Consider the following 15,758-nt stretch of genomic DNA (forward strand, 5'->3'; position numbering starts at 1 on the left):
CAGTGACTTGACCGTGCTGTTTTTTCACTTCACACCTTTCAAAACTAGCTTAAACATCCCTAAACGCATTTTAACAACACCATCGCTTCACGACAATATGACATTAGTACTGCGTCGGCAGCTGCCGACGTTCAGCCGAACCAGCCGACTTACCCAACGTCAGACGCAAATCCAGACCCAGGGTTGGCTGTACGAAGCGGACGTTACCGCCCGGTATTTTCACCGTGCCATCGGCGTTGTATTGGGGCAGGGCAATATTGTAAGCATTCTGCCAGGCAAACCACGGGGTGAAATCGAAGCGGGACGAGAGGCGTACGCCCACTTCCCCGCGCAGCTCCGAAAAATCAAGAAACGGCTCCTTGGCTTCAAACTCATCCCGCTGAAAGCGCAGGTACGCCACCGGCTCGAAGGCTACCCGGGGCCGCAGCGCAAAGCCCGTACTACCCAGCGGAAACACCCGGTCCACATCGAGGCGGAGGCTGGCCAGGAACCGACCGGCGTTGGTTACGTCCAGCGGCCAGTTGTAGCCCACAGCCAAGCGCTGCCGGAAATTGACGCTACCGAACGTGTTCCAGTGCCGCCCGAATACTTCCGGCAATAAAACATGCGTGTAGCTGCTGGCGGCATACAGGGAATTGCTCTGCACGCGCTGACCGTTTATCACGGCTCCCCAGCTCCATTGCTCATTAAAAAAGTGCTCGTAGCCCAGGCGCAGCCCTTGGCCGGAAAAGAGAGGCGTTCCTTCCAGATCAGTATCGAAATGCTGCAAGTTTACAGCCCCAAATAGGTAGTCGTTGCCACTGAGCGGCAACTCTACCTGCGCCTGGGGCTGCAACACACTAGCGCCCTTTGTGCGGCGCTGGGCCTGAGCAGAAAAGCAGGCCGTAACGACCAGTAGCGCGGATAACGAAAGAACGATGGAACGCATAGCGGAATGATGAGCCTGACAGTACGCAGGTAAAAAAAGGAAACCGGTAGCTGGGACGCTCCACCGGAGCCGCAGCATGAGTATAGTTAGGATGCGGCGGTGTCCTCCCTCAACTCCCGCAACGCCAGCCAAGCCATCAGGCCGGGTCCGGTTTCCAGGGCTTGGGCGTCGATGTCGAAGGTAGGCGTGTGGACGCTGGAGGTGAACCGGCCGCTGCCATCGGCGGCGGCGGTGCCCAGGCGGTAGAAGCAGGCGCTGGCGGCCTGGCTGAAGTAGGCGAAGTCCTCGGCGGCCATCCATTGGTCCAGCTCCACCACGTTGTCGCGGCCCAAGTACTCCACGGCGGCCTGCTCGGTGCGGGCCGTGAGAGCGGGCTCGTTTTCCAGGTACGGATAGCCGCGCCGGATTTCCAGCTCGCAGGTAGCGCCCATGCTCTCGGCCAGCCCCTCGCAGAGGCGGCGCAGGTGCTCGTGGGCCTCGTTGCGCCATTCCTCGTTCAGCGTCCGAAAAGTACCTTCCAGGTACACCTCGTTCGGAATGACGTTGGTGGCACCCTGGGCAATGACCTTCCCGAACGACAGCACCGACGGCAGCTTGGGGTTGGCGCGACGACTCACAATCTGCTGAGCCGCCACAATGATGTGGGCGGCCACCAGCACGGGGTCGATGTTCTGCTCGGGCATGGCGCCGTGGCCGCCCTTGCCACGCACCGTCAGGTACAGCTCGTCGGTGCTGGCCATGTAGCGGCCGGCGCGCAGGCCCACCTTGCCGGCGGGCAGGCGTGGGAATACGTGCTGGCCCAGTACACTGGCGGGCTTGGGATTTTCGAGTACGCCTTCCTGTATCATCAGCGAAGCGCCGCCGGGCAGTAGCTCCTCGCCAGGCTGAAACATGAGCTTCACCGAGCCCTCAAACTCGTCCTTCAAGGCCACCAGAATGCGGGCCACGCCCAACAGGCTGGACGTATGAACGTCATGGCCGCAGGCATGCATCACACCGGGGTTCGTGGATTTATAGGCCACCTCATTCTGCTCCGTAATGGGCAGCGCGTCCATGTCGGCACGCAGGGCCACGGTGCGCCGGTCGGGGTTGCGGCCTTCAACGAGGGCCACCACGCCGGTGCCAGCAATGGACTGGGGCGTGAGACCCAGCTTCTGCAGCTGCTCCGTGACGAAAGCGGCCGTGTTGTGCTCCTGAAACGACAACTCCGGGTGGGCGTGCAGGTGCTGGCGCAGGGCTACAGTATCGGCGGCGGCCTCGGCGGCCAGGGTTTTGATGCGCGGTATCAGATGCAGCATATGCGGAAAGGCAAACGGTTTGGGCCGGTTAGCAATTGCCGGCAGTCAATTGGCAGTCAATCAGGCCGAGATACCCGCAACACTGCGCGTACCGACAGTTGCCCTCTTAGTAGTGAGATACGCGTAGTGAGTAGTGAGCTGTTTGGCAGTTTTTTAGTCCTCAAACGACTGATGAACAACTCACTATTCAGTATGCACATCTTACTACTCAATAAGCAGCTTTGTTGATAACTACCTGGGCCGATTCCAGTTCGGCCTTGGGGGCCAGGGCCCGAATCCGCAGCAGGGCCTGTTCGGCGTCGAGGCGCGTGAGGTAGTCGCCCACCCAGAGGCGGAAGATGGGCTGCTTGAAGGTCAGGTAGTCGGTTTCCTCGGGGTAGCGGCTGATAACGGACCGACGAATAGCCATGGCCTGCTCCTTTTCCAGGCCCACGTAAGCCAGAATCCGGTAGCCCTGGGCATACTTCACGTTCTGGTTGGTGTAGGCCTGGTCGCGGAGGCGCTGCTCTACCTGGGCGTTGACGTGGTTAGTAGGCGGAACCACGCGGGCCGGGGTAACCGGCGCTACGGGAGTTTTCGGGGCCGAAAACGCAGGCCGGTAGCGGCTCAGATCCTCGGCCGGCACCGTCACGGCCGCTTTACGGGTAGTATCAGGAGCGGTGGAAGCGGCCGGCGTGGCCGGGCCCGATGAGGCGCAGGCACCGAGCGAAAACAGAGCAGACAGCAGCAGCACGTTACGTAGCAGATGTTTCATGGGTAGATTCTTGCAGCAAAGTCAGACTGTTGGAGGAGCCCAGCCGGTCGGCCCCGGCCTGTACCAAAGCCAGCGCAAACGCCCGCTCCCGGATACCGCCCGAAGCCTTAATACGAATGTGCTCCGGCAACGACCGGCGCATCAGGGCAATATCAGCTACCGACGCGCCCCGGCTGGCAAACCCAGTGGACGTCTTCACGAAGTCGGCCCCGGCCTCCTCGCACAGCCGGCAAACCGTCACGATTTCGGCCTCCGTCAGCAGCGCGGTTTCAATGATAACCTTGAGCAAAGCCCCACGCAGGTGGCACAGCTCGGCCAGCTGCCCGATTTCCTCTTCTACTTCCTCCAGCCGGCCCGCTTTCAAAGCACCCACGTTAATAACCATATCCAACTCCGTCGCGCCATCGGTCAGGGCCTGATGAGCTTCAAAGAACTTCACTTTGGCCAGCGCATACCCCAGCGGAAACCCGATGACGGTGCACACCGGTACGCCGGTACCGTGTAGCTCTTCCGTGGCCTGGCGCACGTAGCAGGGCGGCACGCACACGCTGGCAAAGCGGTACTGAGCCGCTTCCTGGCAGAGGCGGGCAATCTGCTCCGGCGTGGCGTCCGGCTTCAGCAGGGTATGGTCGATGTAGGAGGCGAGGTTCACAGGCACAAAGGTACGAGTAGCGCGCAGCTCTGCTTCGCGCACGAGCGAAGCGAGTAACGGGCGTATGGCTCACACGCGTAGGAACTCGCTTCGCTCGTGCGCGAAGCGGAGCTGCGCGCTACAAAAAACCGCCCCGGCGTTGCGGCCGGGGCGGTTGGACAGGTAGTCTACAAAATCTGAAAAATCTACGAAAAATCCGTGTAATCAGTGGTCTTAGTCGATTAGCACGGCCCGGTCGTTGAGCAGGTCGTCTTCCACCGATTTGAATTTCACGTCGCGCACGATGCGGCCGTCCATGTACTGAACGCTCACCTTATCGTTGCGGTTGGCTACTTTCTGCGACTTGGCGGGCTGCTGCTTTTCCAGCACGTCCGTCATGGCGCCGTCCTGCTCCAGGTCCTCGGGGCCGGCCCCCAGAGACACGGAGGAAACCTCCTTCTCGGCTTTCAGGCGGGGCTGGGGCGGGGCTACGGGCAGCTCATCCTCGGTGAAGTACTCGGGCTCGTCGTAGCTGCCGTCCTGGCTGGCCTGCATGGGCACGTCGGCGCGGAACAGGAACTGGATGGTGTCCTCATTCACCTTGCTGATCATCTGCTTGAACAGTTCGAACGACTCGAACTTATACACCAGCAGCGGGTCTTTCTGCTCGTACACGGCGTTCTGCACCACCTGCTTCAGGTCGTCCATGGCGCGCAGGTGCTTGGTCCAGGCCTCGTCGATAACCGACAGCACGACTACCTTTTCCATGCCCCGGATGATTTCCTGGCCCTGCGTGGCCTGGGAGCGGCGCAGGTTGGCCACGGCCTGAATCTGCTTACGGCCGTCGGTGAACGGAATGGCAATGTTCTCGTAGGGCGCGTTCTGGCTAAGCAGGTCGGTGATGAGCGGCATGGCGTTGCTGCCGATGAACTCGTTCTTGCTCTGGTAGTAGCCCAGCGTCTCGTCGTAGAGCTTCTGGGTGAGCGGCCCGGCGGCCATACCGGCCAGATCCTGGGCCGTCAGGTGCGTATCGTAGCCGAACACGCGGATGATGGCCAGCTTGAAATCCTCGAAGTCGTTGTTGCCTTTGTGGCCCACCACGATGTCCTCACAAACGTCGTAGATCATGTTCCAGATGTCCAGCTCCAGCCGCTCGCCGTGCAAAGCGTTACGGCGACGCTTGTACACCACTTCGCGCTGAGCGTTCATCACGTCATCGTACTCCAGCAGGCGCTTGCGGATGCCGAAGTTGTTTTCCTCCACCTTCTTCTGAGCGCGCTCAATCGAGGACGTAATCATGGAGTGTTGAATCACCTCGCCTTCCTCCAGACCCATGCGGTCCATGAGTTTGGCAATGCGGTCGGAGCCGAACAGGCGCATCAGGTTATCTTCCAGGCTCACGAAGAACTGCGAAGAGCCCGGGTCGCCCTGGCGGCCGGCGCGGCCCCGCAGCTGGCGGTCAACCCGGCGCGACTCGTGCCGCTCGGTGCCGATGATGGCCAGGCCGCCCGATTCCTTGGAGGTTTCCTTCAGCTTGATGTCGGTACCACGGCCGGCCATGTTGGTGGCAATGGTCACGGTGCCGGGGTAGCCGGCGGCGGCCACAATTTCGGCTTCGCGCTGGTTCTGCTTGGCGTTGAGCACCTGGTGCGGAATGCCTTTGAACTTGAGCATCCGGCTTACCAGCTCCGAAATTTCCACTGAGGTAGTACCTACCAGCACGGGGCGGCCGGCCTGCACCAAAGTCTGAATTTCGTCGGCTACGGCGTTATACTTCTCGCGTACCGTCTTGTAGACTTTGTCGTGCTCGTCTTTGCGGGCAATGCCGCGGTTGGTGGGAATTACCACCACGTCGAGCTTATAGATTTCCCAGAACTCGCCGGCCTCAGTTTCGGCCGTACCCGTCATGCCGCCCAGCTTGTGGTACATGCGGAAGTAGTTCTGCAGCGTCACGGTGGCGTAGGTCTGCGTGGCGTCTTCCACGCGCACGTTTTCCTTGGCCTCAATGGCCTGGTGCAGGCCATCGGAGTAGCGCCGACCTTCCATTACGCGGCCGGTCTGCTCATCCACAATTTTCACCTTGCCGTCGTCGGTGAGGATGTACTGGTCATCTTTCTCGAACAGGGTGTAGGCTTTCAGCAGCTGGTTGATGGTGTGGATGCGCTCCGACTTCACCTGGAAGTCGTCCATCACCTTTTCCTTGGTGTGCAGCTTTTCCTCGCCGGTCAGCGCCTCGTTCTTCTCGATGTTGGCCAGCTCCGAGCCGATATCGGGCATGATGAAGAAGCTGTGGTCTTCGCCCTCGCCGGTAATCAGATCAACGCCTTTCTCGGTCAGCTCAATTTGGTTATTTTTCTCGTCGATGGTGAAGAACAGCGGCTCATCGGCCTTGGGCATCTGGCGCTGGTTGTCCTGGAGGTAGTAGTTCTCGGTTTTCTGGAGCACGGCGCGCATGCCGGTTTCCGAGAGAAACTTGATGAGCGGTTTGCTCTTGGGCAGGCCGCGGTGGGCGCGGAACAGCATCAGGCCGCCTTCCCCTTCCTTGGGACCGTCTTTGCCTTCCTTGATGAGCTTGCGGGCCTCCACCAAGTAGTTCTGCACCTGCTTTTTCTGGGCTTCCACCAGCTTCTGAATGCGGGGCTTGAGCTGGTAGAACTCGTGCACATCACCGCGCGGCACGGGGCCCGAGATGATGAGCGGCGTCCGGGCATCGTCAATCAGCACGGAGTCCACTTCGTCGACCATGGCGTAGTGGTGCTTGCGCTGCACCAGCTCCTCGGGGTCGCGCGCCATGTTGTCGCGCAGGTAGTCGAAGCCGAATTCGTTGTTGGTGCCGTACGTAATGTCCGACAGGTAGGCCTTGCGGCGGGCGTCGGTGTTGGGCTGGTGTTTGTCGATGCAGTCCACGGTAATACCGTGGAACTCGAACAGCGGCGCATTCCACTCCGAGTCACGCTTGGCCAGGTAGTCGTTCACCGTTACCAGATGTACGCCGCGCTTGGCCAGCGAGTTCAGGAAAGCCGGCAGGGTCGAAACCAGGGTTTTGCCCTCGCCCGTGGCCATTTCCGAAATCTTGCCCTGGTGCAGCACCACGCCGCCGATAATCTGCACGTCGTAGTGAATCATGTCCCAGGTGACCTCGGCCCCGGCGGCTAGCCACTTGTTGCTCCAGATGGCTTTATCGCCCTCGATGCGCACGTTGGGCTTGCGGCTGGCGTACTCCCGGTCGTAGTCGGTGGCGGTAACCGTCAGCTGGCCGTTCTGGGTGTAGCGGCGGGCGGTTTCCTTGCAGATGGCGAAGCCCACGGGCAGCACTTCCAGCAGCACCACTTCCAGCTCCTTGTTGCGCTGCTTTTCCAGCACGTCAATCTGCTCGAACAGCTCCTCTTTCTGCACGGCATCGAGCGAAACGTCCTCGTTCACGCGATTGTGCAGGTTGGCAATCTGGTCGTCGATGGCTTTCAGGTGAGCGTTGATACGAGCCCGTACTTCATCGGTGCGGGCGCGCAGCTCATCGTCGCTGAGTTGTGCCAGTTTGGCATATTCGGCGTTTACAAGCGCCACATACGGTACAATCTCCTTCAAATCACGGTCCGATTTGGAGCCGAAAATTTTGGCGACGGTTTTCCCTAGAAAATCAAACATGCTGGTTTACCTTAATTGAAACGCCGGGGCGCAACTCAAATTTACGGCGTTTTTCGGGAATGTCCCGGGGCTTTTGCCGCAAATACGTCGCCCCGGCCCCCGAAACGACAAACCCCGCACCTCAAAGAGTGTGCGGGGTTTGCCGTTTCGGCTTTCTTGTCAGGTGAGCAGTGGGGCTTTATGCGGTAACCGTTAGTAGCGTACTACCACTTCCGTGGTATCGAAGGGCTGCAGCGTGAAGGGCTGGTGGTAACGGGTGAGTTTGCCGCCGAAATTCACTTCCCAATTCACGGTAGTTGTGCTGGGCAACGTAGAATCCACGACGTGGTAACTTACGGTGCCGTAGTCCTTGGGGCGCAGGTCAAGGGTTGATATGTATCCCTGATCATACCAAGGACCCCACACCGAAATCTGGTCGGGAACGGGGCCAGTCTTCGGCTCCACGCGGATTTTCAGCCAAGCTGGCGCAGCTACCGGAATTACCAGGTTACGGTTTTTTCGGCCTTCTTCCACATTCGGTTCTTCGCCCCAGTGCGAGCCATGTCCGGCCTTGGAGTAGGCTTTCAGCACGTAGGACGTGCCAGCCGCCGCATCGAACTGGAAACTAAAACGGCCATTGGCATCGGCCAGCTGTGGACCGGCTACGGGCTTATATCCCGAGTGCAGGCCACTACCGCCCTGGCCGTTCACTTCTATCTGAGCGAAAGGCACCGGCTTGTTGGTTAGCATTTCGATGACTTGGCCTTCCACCAGCGTCAGGCCTTCTTCAGATTTCTGACAGGCACCTGCTACGCCGCTCAGGGCTACGATGGCGCAAAGGGCACGGAAATTCTTCATAAGAATCTAGAGGTTTAATACGGTAGCAAATCACGCTTTTCTTCCACCTCTCTCCCAACTACAAGCTGGTAACATCCGACTTTTCAGCAACACACCAAACCAACTTAAAAGCTTATATAACAAATTTTTACCCAACAGATATTTCTACTTTGCCAGCTCAACAGAAAAGAGCCCGCTCCATATCAGGAAGCGGGCTCAGGATGCACGCGAAAGGAATGGCTGCGCCATTCCTTTGCCAGTTGTATGTCGGTGGAAAAACTACTCCGCTGCTCAATTACTCCTTGGCCGGGTCGCGGGGCACCAACTTATCCATGATGGACGTGGAGCCGACAATAATGGGCTTTTTGGGCTTGAGGCTTTCCTCCTTCTCCGTGAGCTTTTTGTAGAGCGTAAGGGCCTGGGCCACTACCTGGTCCATGTTGTAGTACTTGTAGGTAGCCAGGCGGCCCACAAAGTGCACGTTGGGCGTCTCGTCGGCCAGCTTCTTGTACTGGTTGTACAGCTCGGCGTTTTCCAGGCGGGGCACGGGGTAGTATGGGTCGCCCTCGGCTTTCGGGTATTCGTACACCAGCGCCGTTTTGGGATGTTTCTGGCCGGTGAGGGCCTTAAACTCGGTGATGCGGGTGTAGAGGTTGTCGTTGGGGAAGTTCACCACCGGCGCGGCCAAGTGCTGCTCTACGTTCAGGGTTTCGTGCTTGAACTCGAGGGAGCGGTAGGGCAGCTTGCCGTAGCGGAAGTCGAAATATTCATCTACTGGACCGGTGAAAATCATTTCCTTAAAGGGAATGAAGTCGATGATATCGTGGTAGTCGGTGTTGAGCATCACCTTAATGTTGGGGTGGTCCAGCAGACGCTCGAACATGCGGGTGTAGCCGTGCAACGGCATGGCCTGGTAGGTATCGGTGAAATACCGGTCGTCGCGGTTGGTGCGGGTAGGCACGCGGCTCGTCACCGATTTGTCCAGCTCCGAGGGGTCGAGGCCCCACTGCTTGCGGGTGTAGTTTTTGAAGAACTTCTCGTACAGCTGGCGGCCCACTTTGCTCACCACCACATCCTCGGAGGTGCGGATTACGGACACATCCTCAGCCTGCGACTCAAAGAACTGCTCCACCTCAAAACTGTTCAGCGAGAGGCCGTAAAGCTTGTTGATAGTATCCAGGTTGATAGGCATGGGCACCAGCTGGCCATCCACGGAGGCTAGAACGCGGTGCTCGTACGGGCGCCATTCGGTGAAGTTGGAGAGGTACTCGAATACTTCCTTGGAGTTGGTATGGAAGATATGCGGGCCGTATTTGTGGACCAGAATACCATCCTCGTTGTAGTGGTCGAAAGCATTGCCGGCAATGTGGCTGCGCTTGTCCACGATGAGCACTTTTTTGTTGGAACGCGTAGCCAGCCGCTCGGCTAGCACGCTACCGGCGAAACCGGCCCCTACGATGAGATAATCGAACATAGCTAGCGGTGTTTGGGGGAGATGAAAGAATGGGGAAGCGGGGCGGGTCGTAGATAAACAGGGCGAGGTAACGAGGCTTATCGACCGACAACTGGAGCGGCGACGGGCGTGAGCTTGTGGGTCATGAGGGCTACCATCTGGTCCCAGGTCTGGTCCCAGCTGATGGTGGCGAGGTAGCCGTCGGTGCGCTGGCGCCAGTCGGCATCCTGGGTCTGGGTCAGGGCCTTTTCGATGGCGCGGCCAAACTCATCGGCGGTGCTGGCAATCTGCACGAGGTTCAGGTCGCCGTAGGGTCGCACCACGTCGCGGATGGGCGTGCTGACTACGGGGCGGCCCGCCGCCAGGTATTCCGGAGTTTTGGTGGGCGAAATAAACTTGGTGCTTTCGTTGTCGGCGAAGAGCAGCGTGGCTACGTCCCAACCCCTCAGGTAAGCGGGTAGTTCCTGGTAATCTTTGCCGCCCAGGTAATGCACGTTCTGCTGGCGGGGCAGCGTGGCGGGGTCAATCTTCACCACCGGTCCGATAATGACGAACTGCCACTCGGAGTGCGCGTCGGCCAGTTGGCGGAGCAGCTCAATGTCCAGCCGCTCATCTATCACCCCAAAAAACCCGATGCGCGGATGCACAATACCGGCCTGATCCTGCGGCTCAGGCATTTCCTGCCGGGCCTGCCCAAAGTGAGCCTTGTCGATGCTGCTGGGAAACGGGTGGGCGTCGGGGTGCTGCTGGCGCTTGGCTTCGTAGAGCGTGTGGCCACCGGTGAAGACCAGATCGGCCTTCTCGAACAGTTCCTGCTCCCGCTCGCGCAGCGTGGGCGGCGCAAACTTGAAGGCCGCCAGCTCATCCATGCAGTCGTACACGGTGAGGGCCGGCTTGAAGAAGCGCGACTTGCCCAGGGCCATGGGCGTGTAGTACCAGAACAGGTAATTGCTGATGCCCTGCTCGGCGAAGTAATGGCTCAACACCTCAAACTGGGCCTGGTCGGCGGCGGCTTCCTGCTCGGGGCCACGCAGGTGGTTAGGCAGATGCACTACCAGCACCTTCAGACCATGCTGCCGCTCCTTAATTTCCAAGTGGGGCTCCACCAAATCATCGGCGTGGAAAAAGGCGTCTTCCACGTAGAACACCCGGCCCTGCTGCGCAAAGCGCGACATCAGGTGCTGAGGCCGCTGCCACACAAAATCCCAATGCAGGTGGGCAAAACAGATGATATCGGGCAACGAATAGGCAACGGAAACAGGGGCGACAACGGCTTCAGGTTGCGGGTCGGCGGAGGCACGCACGGGTGACTCCACTGGCGAGGGCAGCGGCATAGAGGGAAGAATTGAAAGGTGCAGATGCCAGTCTGGAAGCGCCACAAAACCACCTACCAAACGGCCCTGAACTATACGCCAGCAGCTGAAAAAGGGTATTGAGGAGCTCCGCTAAAATAATTGGCTTCTACTCACTAAGATTGTTAGCCCAACTCCTGCTCTCGAGGTATGGTTCCGTCGGACGGTTTTTTACGCGCCGGGCCGTCCCTTGTTCCACTTCGGTTACTTCCCCAACAGCCGCTGCATTTCTACCGCATCCTGCCAGCCTTCGGCCGTGCGCAGCCACTCTTGGCGCACCCCTACTTCCCGGAACCCGGCCGCTGCAAACAGCTGCAAACTGGTCGTATTATCGGCGGCAATAGTGCAGTGTAGCTGGTGCAGGCGCAGCACCTGCTGGGCGTAGGGCAACAGCAGGGCCAGTGCGGCGCGGGCGTAGCCCTGTTGCCGGTGCGCGGCCAGAATGGTGATGCCCACGCCCGCCCGCTGGTGCAGCGGCTCGAACCCAAATACATCCAGTGTACCCACAGCCACACCGGTAGCAGCGGCAACGATAACCAGGCGCAACTGCCGCACCTCAAAAAAATCAGCCGCTGCGCTGTCCAGATACTGCCGCAGCACGTGCCGCGACACGGGTGCCAGCGTGTCCGACACGCCCCACACCGCCGGGTCGTTTTCCAGCGCGTACAGGAACTCCAGGTCATCGGCTTCCAGGGGGCGCAGGAAAATCAGGTCGGAGCGGAGCATGACGGTGAGTAGTGAGTAGTGAGTAGTGAGTAGTGAGTAGTGAGTAGTGAGTAGCTACGCGGATTAGAGATTATGCACGTATTCTTATTTACGATACTATTCCACACAACTGCTTCTTCTCTTCCCCCCTATTCCTGCACAAAAGCAAGGGCCGCACCGGGGGCTGGGGCCACGGCCACGGCCTCGCCCACGGCGGGTGGGTTGGCCGTAATGCGGGCGCGGAGGCGGGTGCCGGCGGGCAGTTCCACCTCCACCTCGTAGTAGCTGCCCAGAAACCGCACGGCCCGGACGTGGACCGGCACGCCGACGGCCCCGGCGGCATGCAGCACAAGGCTTTCGGGGCGCAGCAGCAGCACTGGCGCGGGCAGGCGGCGGCGCGGCGCGGCCAGCAAAGCGCGCAGGTCGGGACCGTGGAGGCTGTTGTAGTCGCCGAACAGGGCGGCGGTGTATTCGTTCACGGGCTGACGGTACACCTGCTCGGGCGGCCCTTGCTGCACCAGCCGGCCCTGCTGCAGCACCAGCATTTCCTCAGCCCAGGGCAGCGTATCAGTGGGGTCGTGGGAAACGAGCAGGCAGGTGATACTGAGCTGCTCGCTTACTTCCCGCAGGATAGTTTGCAACTGCTGCTTGTGTACCCGGTCGAGGTTGGAGAAGGGCTCATCCAGCAGCAGCAGGCGCGGCCCCGAGAGCAGCAGCCGCGCCAGTGCCACCCGCTGCTGCTCGCCGCCCGAAAGCTGGTCGGTGCGGCGGGGCAGCAGGTGCGCGATGCGGCAGACCTCGTACACAGCGGCGGCTTCGGCGGCGGGGCGTTTGTTGGCGTAGCGCAGCACCTGCTCCACCCGCAGCGAGTGGGGCAGATCAGACTTCTGCGATAGATACACGATACCCTCGTGACCCGGCACCAGCACTTCCTGCGGGCCTTTCACGCGCCGCCCCGCAAACCGGATTTCGCCGCCCGTGGGCTGCACCAAACCGGCCACGCATTGCAGCAACGTACTCTTGCCGGCCCCCGACTCCCCCGCCAGCGCCAGTCGCCGCCCGGCTGGCAGCCGGAAACTCACGTCCTGCAGCGCCGTAGCCCCGCGCTCGGCCAGACTCAGGTGGCTGACGGTCAGAAATTCGTTGGCATCGGGCATAGAGGGAGTAAAAAAGACGGCCGCGCCGTAGCATGAAGCCTTTGCTTCGCGCTACGGCGCGGCGCGGGACTACGCTACAGCGTGATGGTGCCGCTGAAAACGTGGGTAGCGGGGCCGCTGAGGAAGATATTGGTGAAGGAACCGTCAGGCTTTGCGTCGAAGGCCACGCGTAGGTCGCCGCCGGGGGTGCGCAGATGCACAGGGCTGCTGGCCCCGCGCTTGGAGGCGGCCAGGGCCACGGCTGTTACTCCCGTGCCGCAACTCAGGGTTTCATCCTCCACGCCTCGCTCGTAAGTGCGTACTTGCCAGGGTTGCTCGGGCGAGGCGGGGCCCTCCACGAAGTTTACATTGGTCCCTTTCTCACGAAACCGCTCGTTGTAGCGAATGGCGCGGCCCTCGGCAAACACGTTCAACTCGGCCAAAGTGCTGGCGGGCTGGAAGCGCACCAGATGGGGCGAGCCAGTATCTAGGAAAATGCCGTATTCCTCCACTTCCTGCTGGCCCAACACATCCTGCATGCGCAGGTGTACGGTACCGTCGGCGTCCACGCGCGCCTCGTGCGCACCGTCGGCCGCCATGAACCGGGTACTGTTTTCGATGACACCCAACTGGCGGGCAAACGCCACCGTACACCGCCCGCCGTTGCCGCACATCGAGCCCAGGTAACCATCGGCATTGAAGTACACCATCTCGAAATCCAGTTGCGCGTGCGGGCGCAACAGCACCAGCCCATCGGCACCGATGCCGCGGCGCCGGTCACAGAGGTGACGTACCAGCTGGTAGTTATGCTCATTGAACAGCTGGTCCCGGTCGTCCATCATCACGAAGTCGTTGCCGGTGCCCTGGTATTTGTGGAAGTGCAGCGTGGTGCTCATGGGTGCAAAGGTAATGATGGGGGTGATGAGGTGGCAGGTGATAACATAAGAACGTCATTCCGAGCTTGCGAAGAATCTCGGAATGACGTTCTTTCTTTACTCCATCACAATTCATCCCATGCCCTCATCACGATTCATCTTATCATAATTCCCCCCATCCCCTCATTACCTTTACGGCATGTACACGTTTCTGACCACCAGCCCCTGGGCCGATTACGAGCTGCTAGACGCCGGTAACTTTGAAAAGCTAGAGCGCTTCGGCCAGCACATTCTGGCCCGGCCCGAGCCCCAGGCCATCTGGGACCCGCACCTGCCCGCTTCGGAGTGGCAGCGCGCCAACGCCATTTTCACCCGCGAGAAAGGCAGTCAGGAACGCGGACAGTGGAAAATCAAGCCCGGCACGCCCGAGCAGTGGATTATCGGCTACGAGCGGCCCGACGGCCTGAAGCTGCGGTTCCGACTGGGCATGTCGTCGTTCAAGCACGTGGGCCTGTTCCCGGAACAGGACCCCAACTGGCAGTTCATCTATAACCAGACGCGCAAGCGCCGGGCCGCTACCCCGCGCGTGCTCAACCTGTTTGCCTACACCGGGGCCGCCACCCTGGCCGCCCGCGCCGCCGGCGCCGACGTCACGCACCTGGACTCGGTGAAGCAGGTAAACTTCTGGGCCCGCGACAACATGGAAGCCTCCAACCTGGACGGAGTGCGCTGGCTGGTGGAAGATGCCATGAAGTACGTGAAGCGCGAAGTAAAGCGCGGCAGCAAGTACCAGGGCCTCATCCTCGACCCGCCCGCCTACGGCCGCGGCCCCAACGGCGAGAAGTGGCAGCTGGAAGACGAGCTGAACGAGATGCTCAAGCTCTGCAAAGAACTGCTCGACCCCGAAGACCACTTTTTTCTGGTGAACCTGTACTCCCTGGGCTTCTCGGCCCTGATTTTGGAGAACCTGGTGCACGAAATATTCCCCCAGGCCCGCCAGAACCGCGAAATCGGGGAAATTTACCTGCACGACCGGGCCGACCGTAAGCTGCCGCTGGGCACGTTCTGCCGGTTCGGCAATTAGGGTAGGAGGGTAAGAGGGTAAGCGTTCAGGAGTTAAACAGTTGAGAATATCTTTCCTCCGAGAAGCTTACCCTCTTACCCTCCTACCCCTTCACCCTCCTACCCTCTTCCAACGTGCATCATCCGCTCCACCGTCGCCTGGCCCTGATTGATATGGGCACCAACACGTTTCATTTGCTGATTGTGGAGCTGCCCGAGCCGCGCCATGCCCAGCCCGTCACGCTGCTGCGCACCAAAGTGGGCGTGCGGCTGGGTGAGGGCGGCATCAGCAAGGGCCAGATTGCGCCGGAGCCCTACGCCCGCGCACTGCACACGCTGGCCGGCTTCAAGGAGGAAATGGAGCTGCACCAGGTGACGGACGTGCGCGCCACCGCTACCAGCGCCATGCGCGTGACCAGCAACGGCCGGGAACTGGTAAAGGACATCTTCGAGCAGACCGGAATTCAGGTGGAAGTCATTGCCGGCGACCGGGAGGCTGAGCTGATCTGCGCCGGGGTGCGCCGAGCGGTGGCACTTGGGCCGGAAAAGCACCTGATTATCGACATCGGCGGCGGCTCGGTGGAGTTCATCATTGCCAACGAGCAGACCATTTTCTGGAAGCAGAGCTTCGAAATTGGGGCCCAGCGGCTGTTGGACCAGTTCTTCCCCGACCCCAGCGGCGTTTTCCTGCCCGAGGCCGTGGCCGCTGAGCAGGCATACCTGCAGCAGGTGCTGGCCCCGCTGGCTGCCGCCGTGCAGGAGCACCAGCCGGTGGGGCTGGTGGGCGCGTCGGGCTCGTTTGATAGTCTGGCCGATATGCAGCTGGGCCGGTTGCGCACCGAGGCCGAACTGCCCCCCAGCACCGAGCTGGCCTTGGACAGCTTCCGGCGCAGCTACGCGCAGCTGCTCACGCTGCCCCACGATGAGCGGGCCGCCCTGCCTGGCATCCTGCCCATGCGCGCCGATATGCTAGTAGTGGCCTCTGTGCTCATCGACTATGTGCTCACGCTGACCGGCATCACCCACCTGCGCACCTCGGCCTACGCGCTCAAGGAAGGCCTGCTGGCCGAAATGCTGGATTCGTAGCCCAAGTCGTTCCAGAC

General features: G+C 60.6%; 13 protein-coding genes. 2 read left to right on the forward strand and 11 right to left on the reverse strand.

From position 1 onward, the window contains the following. Window positions 1-103: 103 nt before the first annotated feature. The 11 genes from EI293_RS02170 to dapF all read right to left on the reverse strand — a co-directional run bounded on the left by EI293_RS02170 (window position 104) and on the right by dapF (window position 13,614). The gene (locus EI293_RS02170) at window positions 104-928 is read right to left on the reverse strand and encodes a hypothetical protein (RefSeq protein WP_125435290.1); all 825 of its coding nucleotides are present in this window, start codon (window positions 926-928) and stop codon (window positions 104-106) included. Between the two features lie 86 nt (window positions 929-1,014). Then, on the reverse strand, window positions 1,015-2,226 hold the full coding sequence (locus EI293_RS02175) for a M20 metallopeptidase family protein (protein WP_170170210.1): 1,212 nt from the start codon (window positions 2,224-2,226) through the stop codon (window positions 1,015-1,017). Between the two features lie 208 nt (window positions 2,227-2,434). Next, window positions 2,435-2,980, reverse strand: coding sequence for a lipoprotein (locus EI293_RS02180; protein ID WP_125435292.1), 546 nt, complete (start codon window positions 2,978-2,980; stop codon window positions 2,435-2,437). Continuing rightward, on the reverse strand, window positions 2,961-3,674 hold the full coding sequence (gene deoC / locus EI293_RS02185; protein WP_246010508.1) for a deoxyribose-phosphate aldolase: 714 nt from the start codon (window positions 3,672-3,674) through the stop codon (window positions 2,961-2,963). The genes EI293_RS02180 and deoC overlap by 20 nt, the downstream gene beginning before the upstream one ends. Before the next feature lie 171 nt (window positions 3,675-3,845). Beyond that, entirely contained in the window at window positions 3,846-7,256 is a 3,411-nt protein-coding gene (gene secA / locus EI293_RS02190) for a preprotein translocase subunit SecA (protein WP_125435296.1), read from the reverse strand. A 192-nt stretch (window positions 7,257-7,448) separates the two neighbouring features. Beyond that, entirely contained in the window at window positions 7,449-8,093 is a 645-nt protein-coding gene (locus EI293_RS02195) for a hypothetical protein (RefSeq protein ID WP_125435298.1), read from the reverse strand. A gap of 274 nt (window positions 8,094-8,367) precedes the next feature. Then, window positions 8,368-9,546: a UDP-galactopyranose mutase gene (gene glf, locus EI293_RS02200; protein ID WP_125435300.1), complete on the reverse strand. Its 1,179-nt coding sequence runs from the start codon at window positions 9,544-9,546 to the stop codon at window positions 8,368-8,370. Between the two features lie 77 nt (window positions 9,547-9,623). After that, entirely contained in the window at window positions 9,624-10,859 is a 1,236-nt protein-coding gene (locus tag EI293_RS02205) for a glycosyltransferase family 1 protein (RefSeq protein ID WP_125435302.1), read from the reverse strand. A gap of 222 nt (window positions 10,860-11,081) precedes the next feature. Further along, complete coding sequence (locus EI293_RS02210; RefSeq protein ID WP_125435304.1) at window positions 11,082-11,603, reverse strand: GNAT family N-acetyltransferase; 522 nt, start codon at window positions 11,601-11,603, stop codon at window positions 11,082-11,084. Window positions 11,604-11,731: 128 nt separating this feature from the next. Next, the gene (locus tag EI293_RS02215) at window positions 11,732-12,739 is read right to left on the reverse strand and encodes an ABC transporter ATP-binding protein (RefSeq protein ID WP_125435306.1); all 1,008 of its coding nucleotides are present in this window, start codon (window positions 12,737-12,739) and stop codon (window positions 11,732-11,734) included. 74 nt (window positions 12,740-12,813) lie between these two features. Next, a complete protein-coding gene (gene dapF / locus EI293_RS02220; RefSeq protein WP_125435308.1) occupies window positions 12,814-13,614 on the reverse strand; it encodes a diaminopimelate epimerase in 801 nt (266 codons plus the stop codon). 178 nt (window positions 13,615-13,792) lie between these two features. Here dapF and EI293_RS02225 point away from each other — a divergent pair, with 178 nt between their 5' ends. Next, window positions 13,793-14,677, forward strand: a complete 885-nt coding sequence (locus EI293_RS02225) for a class I SAM-dependent methyltransferase (RefSeq protein ID WP_125435310.1) — start codon at window positions 13,793-13,795, stop codon at window positions 14,675-14,677. Window positions 14,678-14,790: 113 nt separating this feature from the next. After that, entirely contained in the window at window positions 14,791-15,741 is a 951-nt protein-coding gene (locus EI293_RS02230) for a Ppx/GppA phosphatase family protein (RefSeq protein WP_246010509.1), read from the forward strand. Window positions 15,742-15,758 lie beyond the last annotated feature (17 nt).

The organism is Hymenobacter perfusus, assembly GCF_003944765.1.
In the GTDB taxonomy this organism is placed as follows: Bacteria; Bacteroidota; Bacteroidia; order Cytophagales; family Hymenobacteraceae; genus Hymenobacter; species Hymenobacter perfusus.

Coding starts and splice junctions, on each gene's coding strand:
- EI293_RS02210 (WP_125435304.1), bottom strand. CDS start 11,603: ATGCTCCGCTCCGACCTGATTTTCCTGCGCCCCCTGGAAGCCGATGAC.
- secA (WP_125435296.1), bottom strand. CDS start 7,256: ATGTTTGATTTTCTAGGGAAAACCGTCGCCAAAATTTTCGGCTCCAAA.
- EI293_RS02215 (WP_125435306.1), bottom strand. CDS start 12,739: ATGCCCGATGCCAACGAATTTCTGACCGTCAGCCACCTGAGTCTGGCC.
- EI293_RS02170 (WP_125435290.1), bottom strand. CDS start 928: ATGCGTTCCATCGTTCTTTCGTTATCCGCGCTACTGGTCGTTACGGCC.
- glf (WP_125435300.1), bottom strand. CDS start 9,546: ATGTTCGATTATCTCATCGTAGGGGCCGGTTTCGCCGGTAGCGTGCTA.
- EI293_RS02175 (WP_170170210.1), bottom strand. CDS start 2,226: ATGCTGCATCTGATACCGCGCATCAAAACCCTGGCCGCCGAGGCCGCC.
- EI293_RS02195 (WP_125435298.1), bottom strand. CDS start 8,093: ATGAAGAATTTCCGTGCCCTTTGCGCCATCGTAGCCCTGAGCGGCGTA.
- dapF (WP_125435308.1), bottom strand. CDS start 13,614: ATGAGCACCACGCTGCACTTCCACAAATACCAGGGCACCGGCAACGAC.
- EI293_RS02205 (WP_125435302.1), bottom strand. CDS start 10,859: ATGCCGCTGCCCTCGCCAGTGGAGTCACCCGTGCGTGCCTCCGCCGAC.
- EI293_RS02180 (WP_125435292.1), bottom strand. CDS start 2,980: ATGAAACATCTGCTACGTAACGTGCTGCTGCTGTCTGCTCTGTTTTCG.
- EI293_RS02225 (WP_125435310.1), top strand. CDS start 13,793: ATGTACACGTTTCTGACCACCAGCCCCTGGGCCGATTACGAGCTGCTA.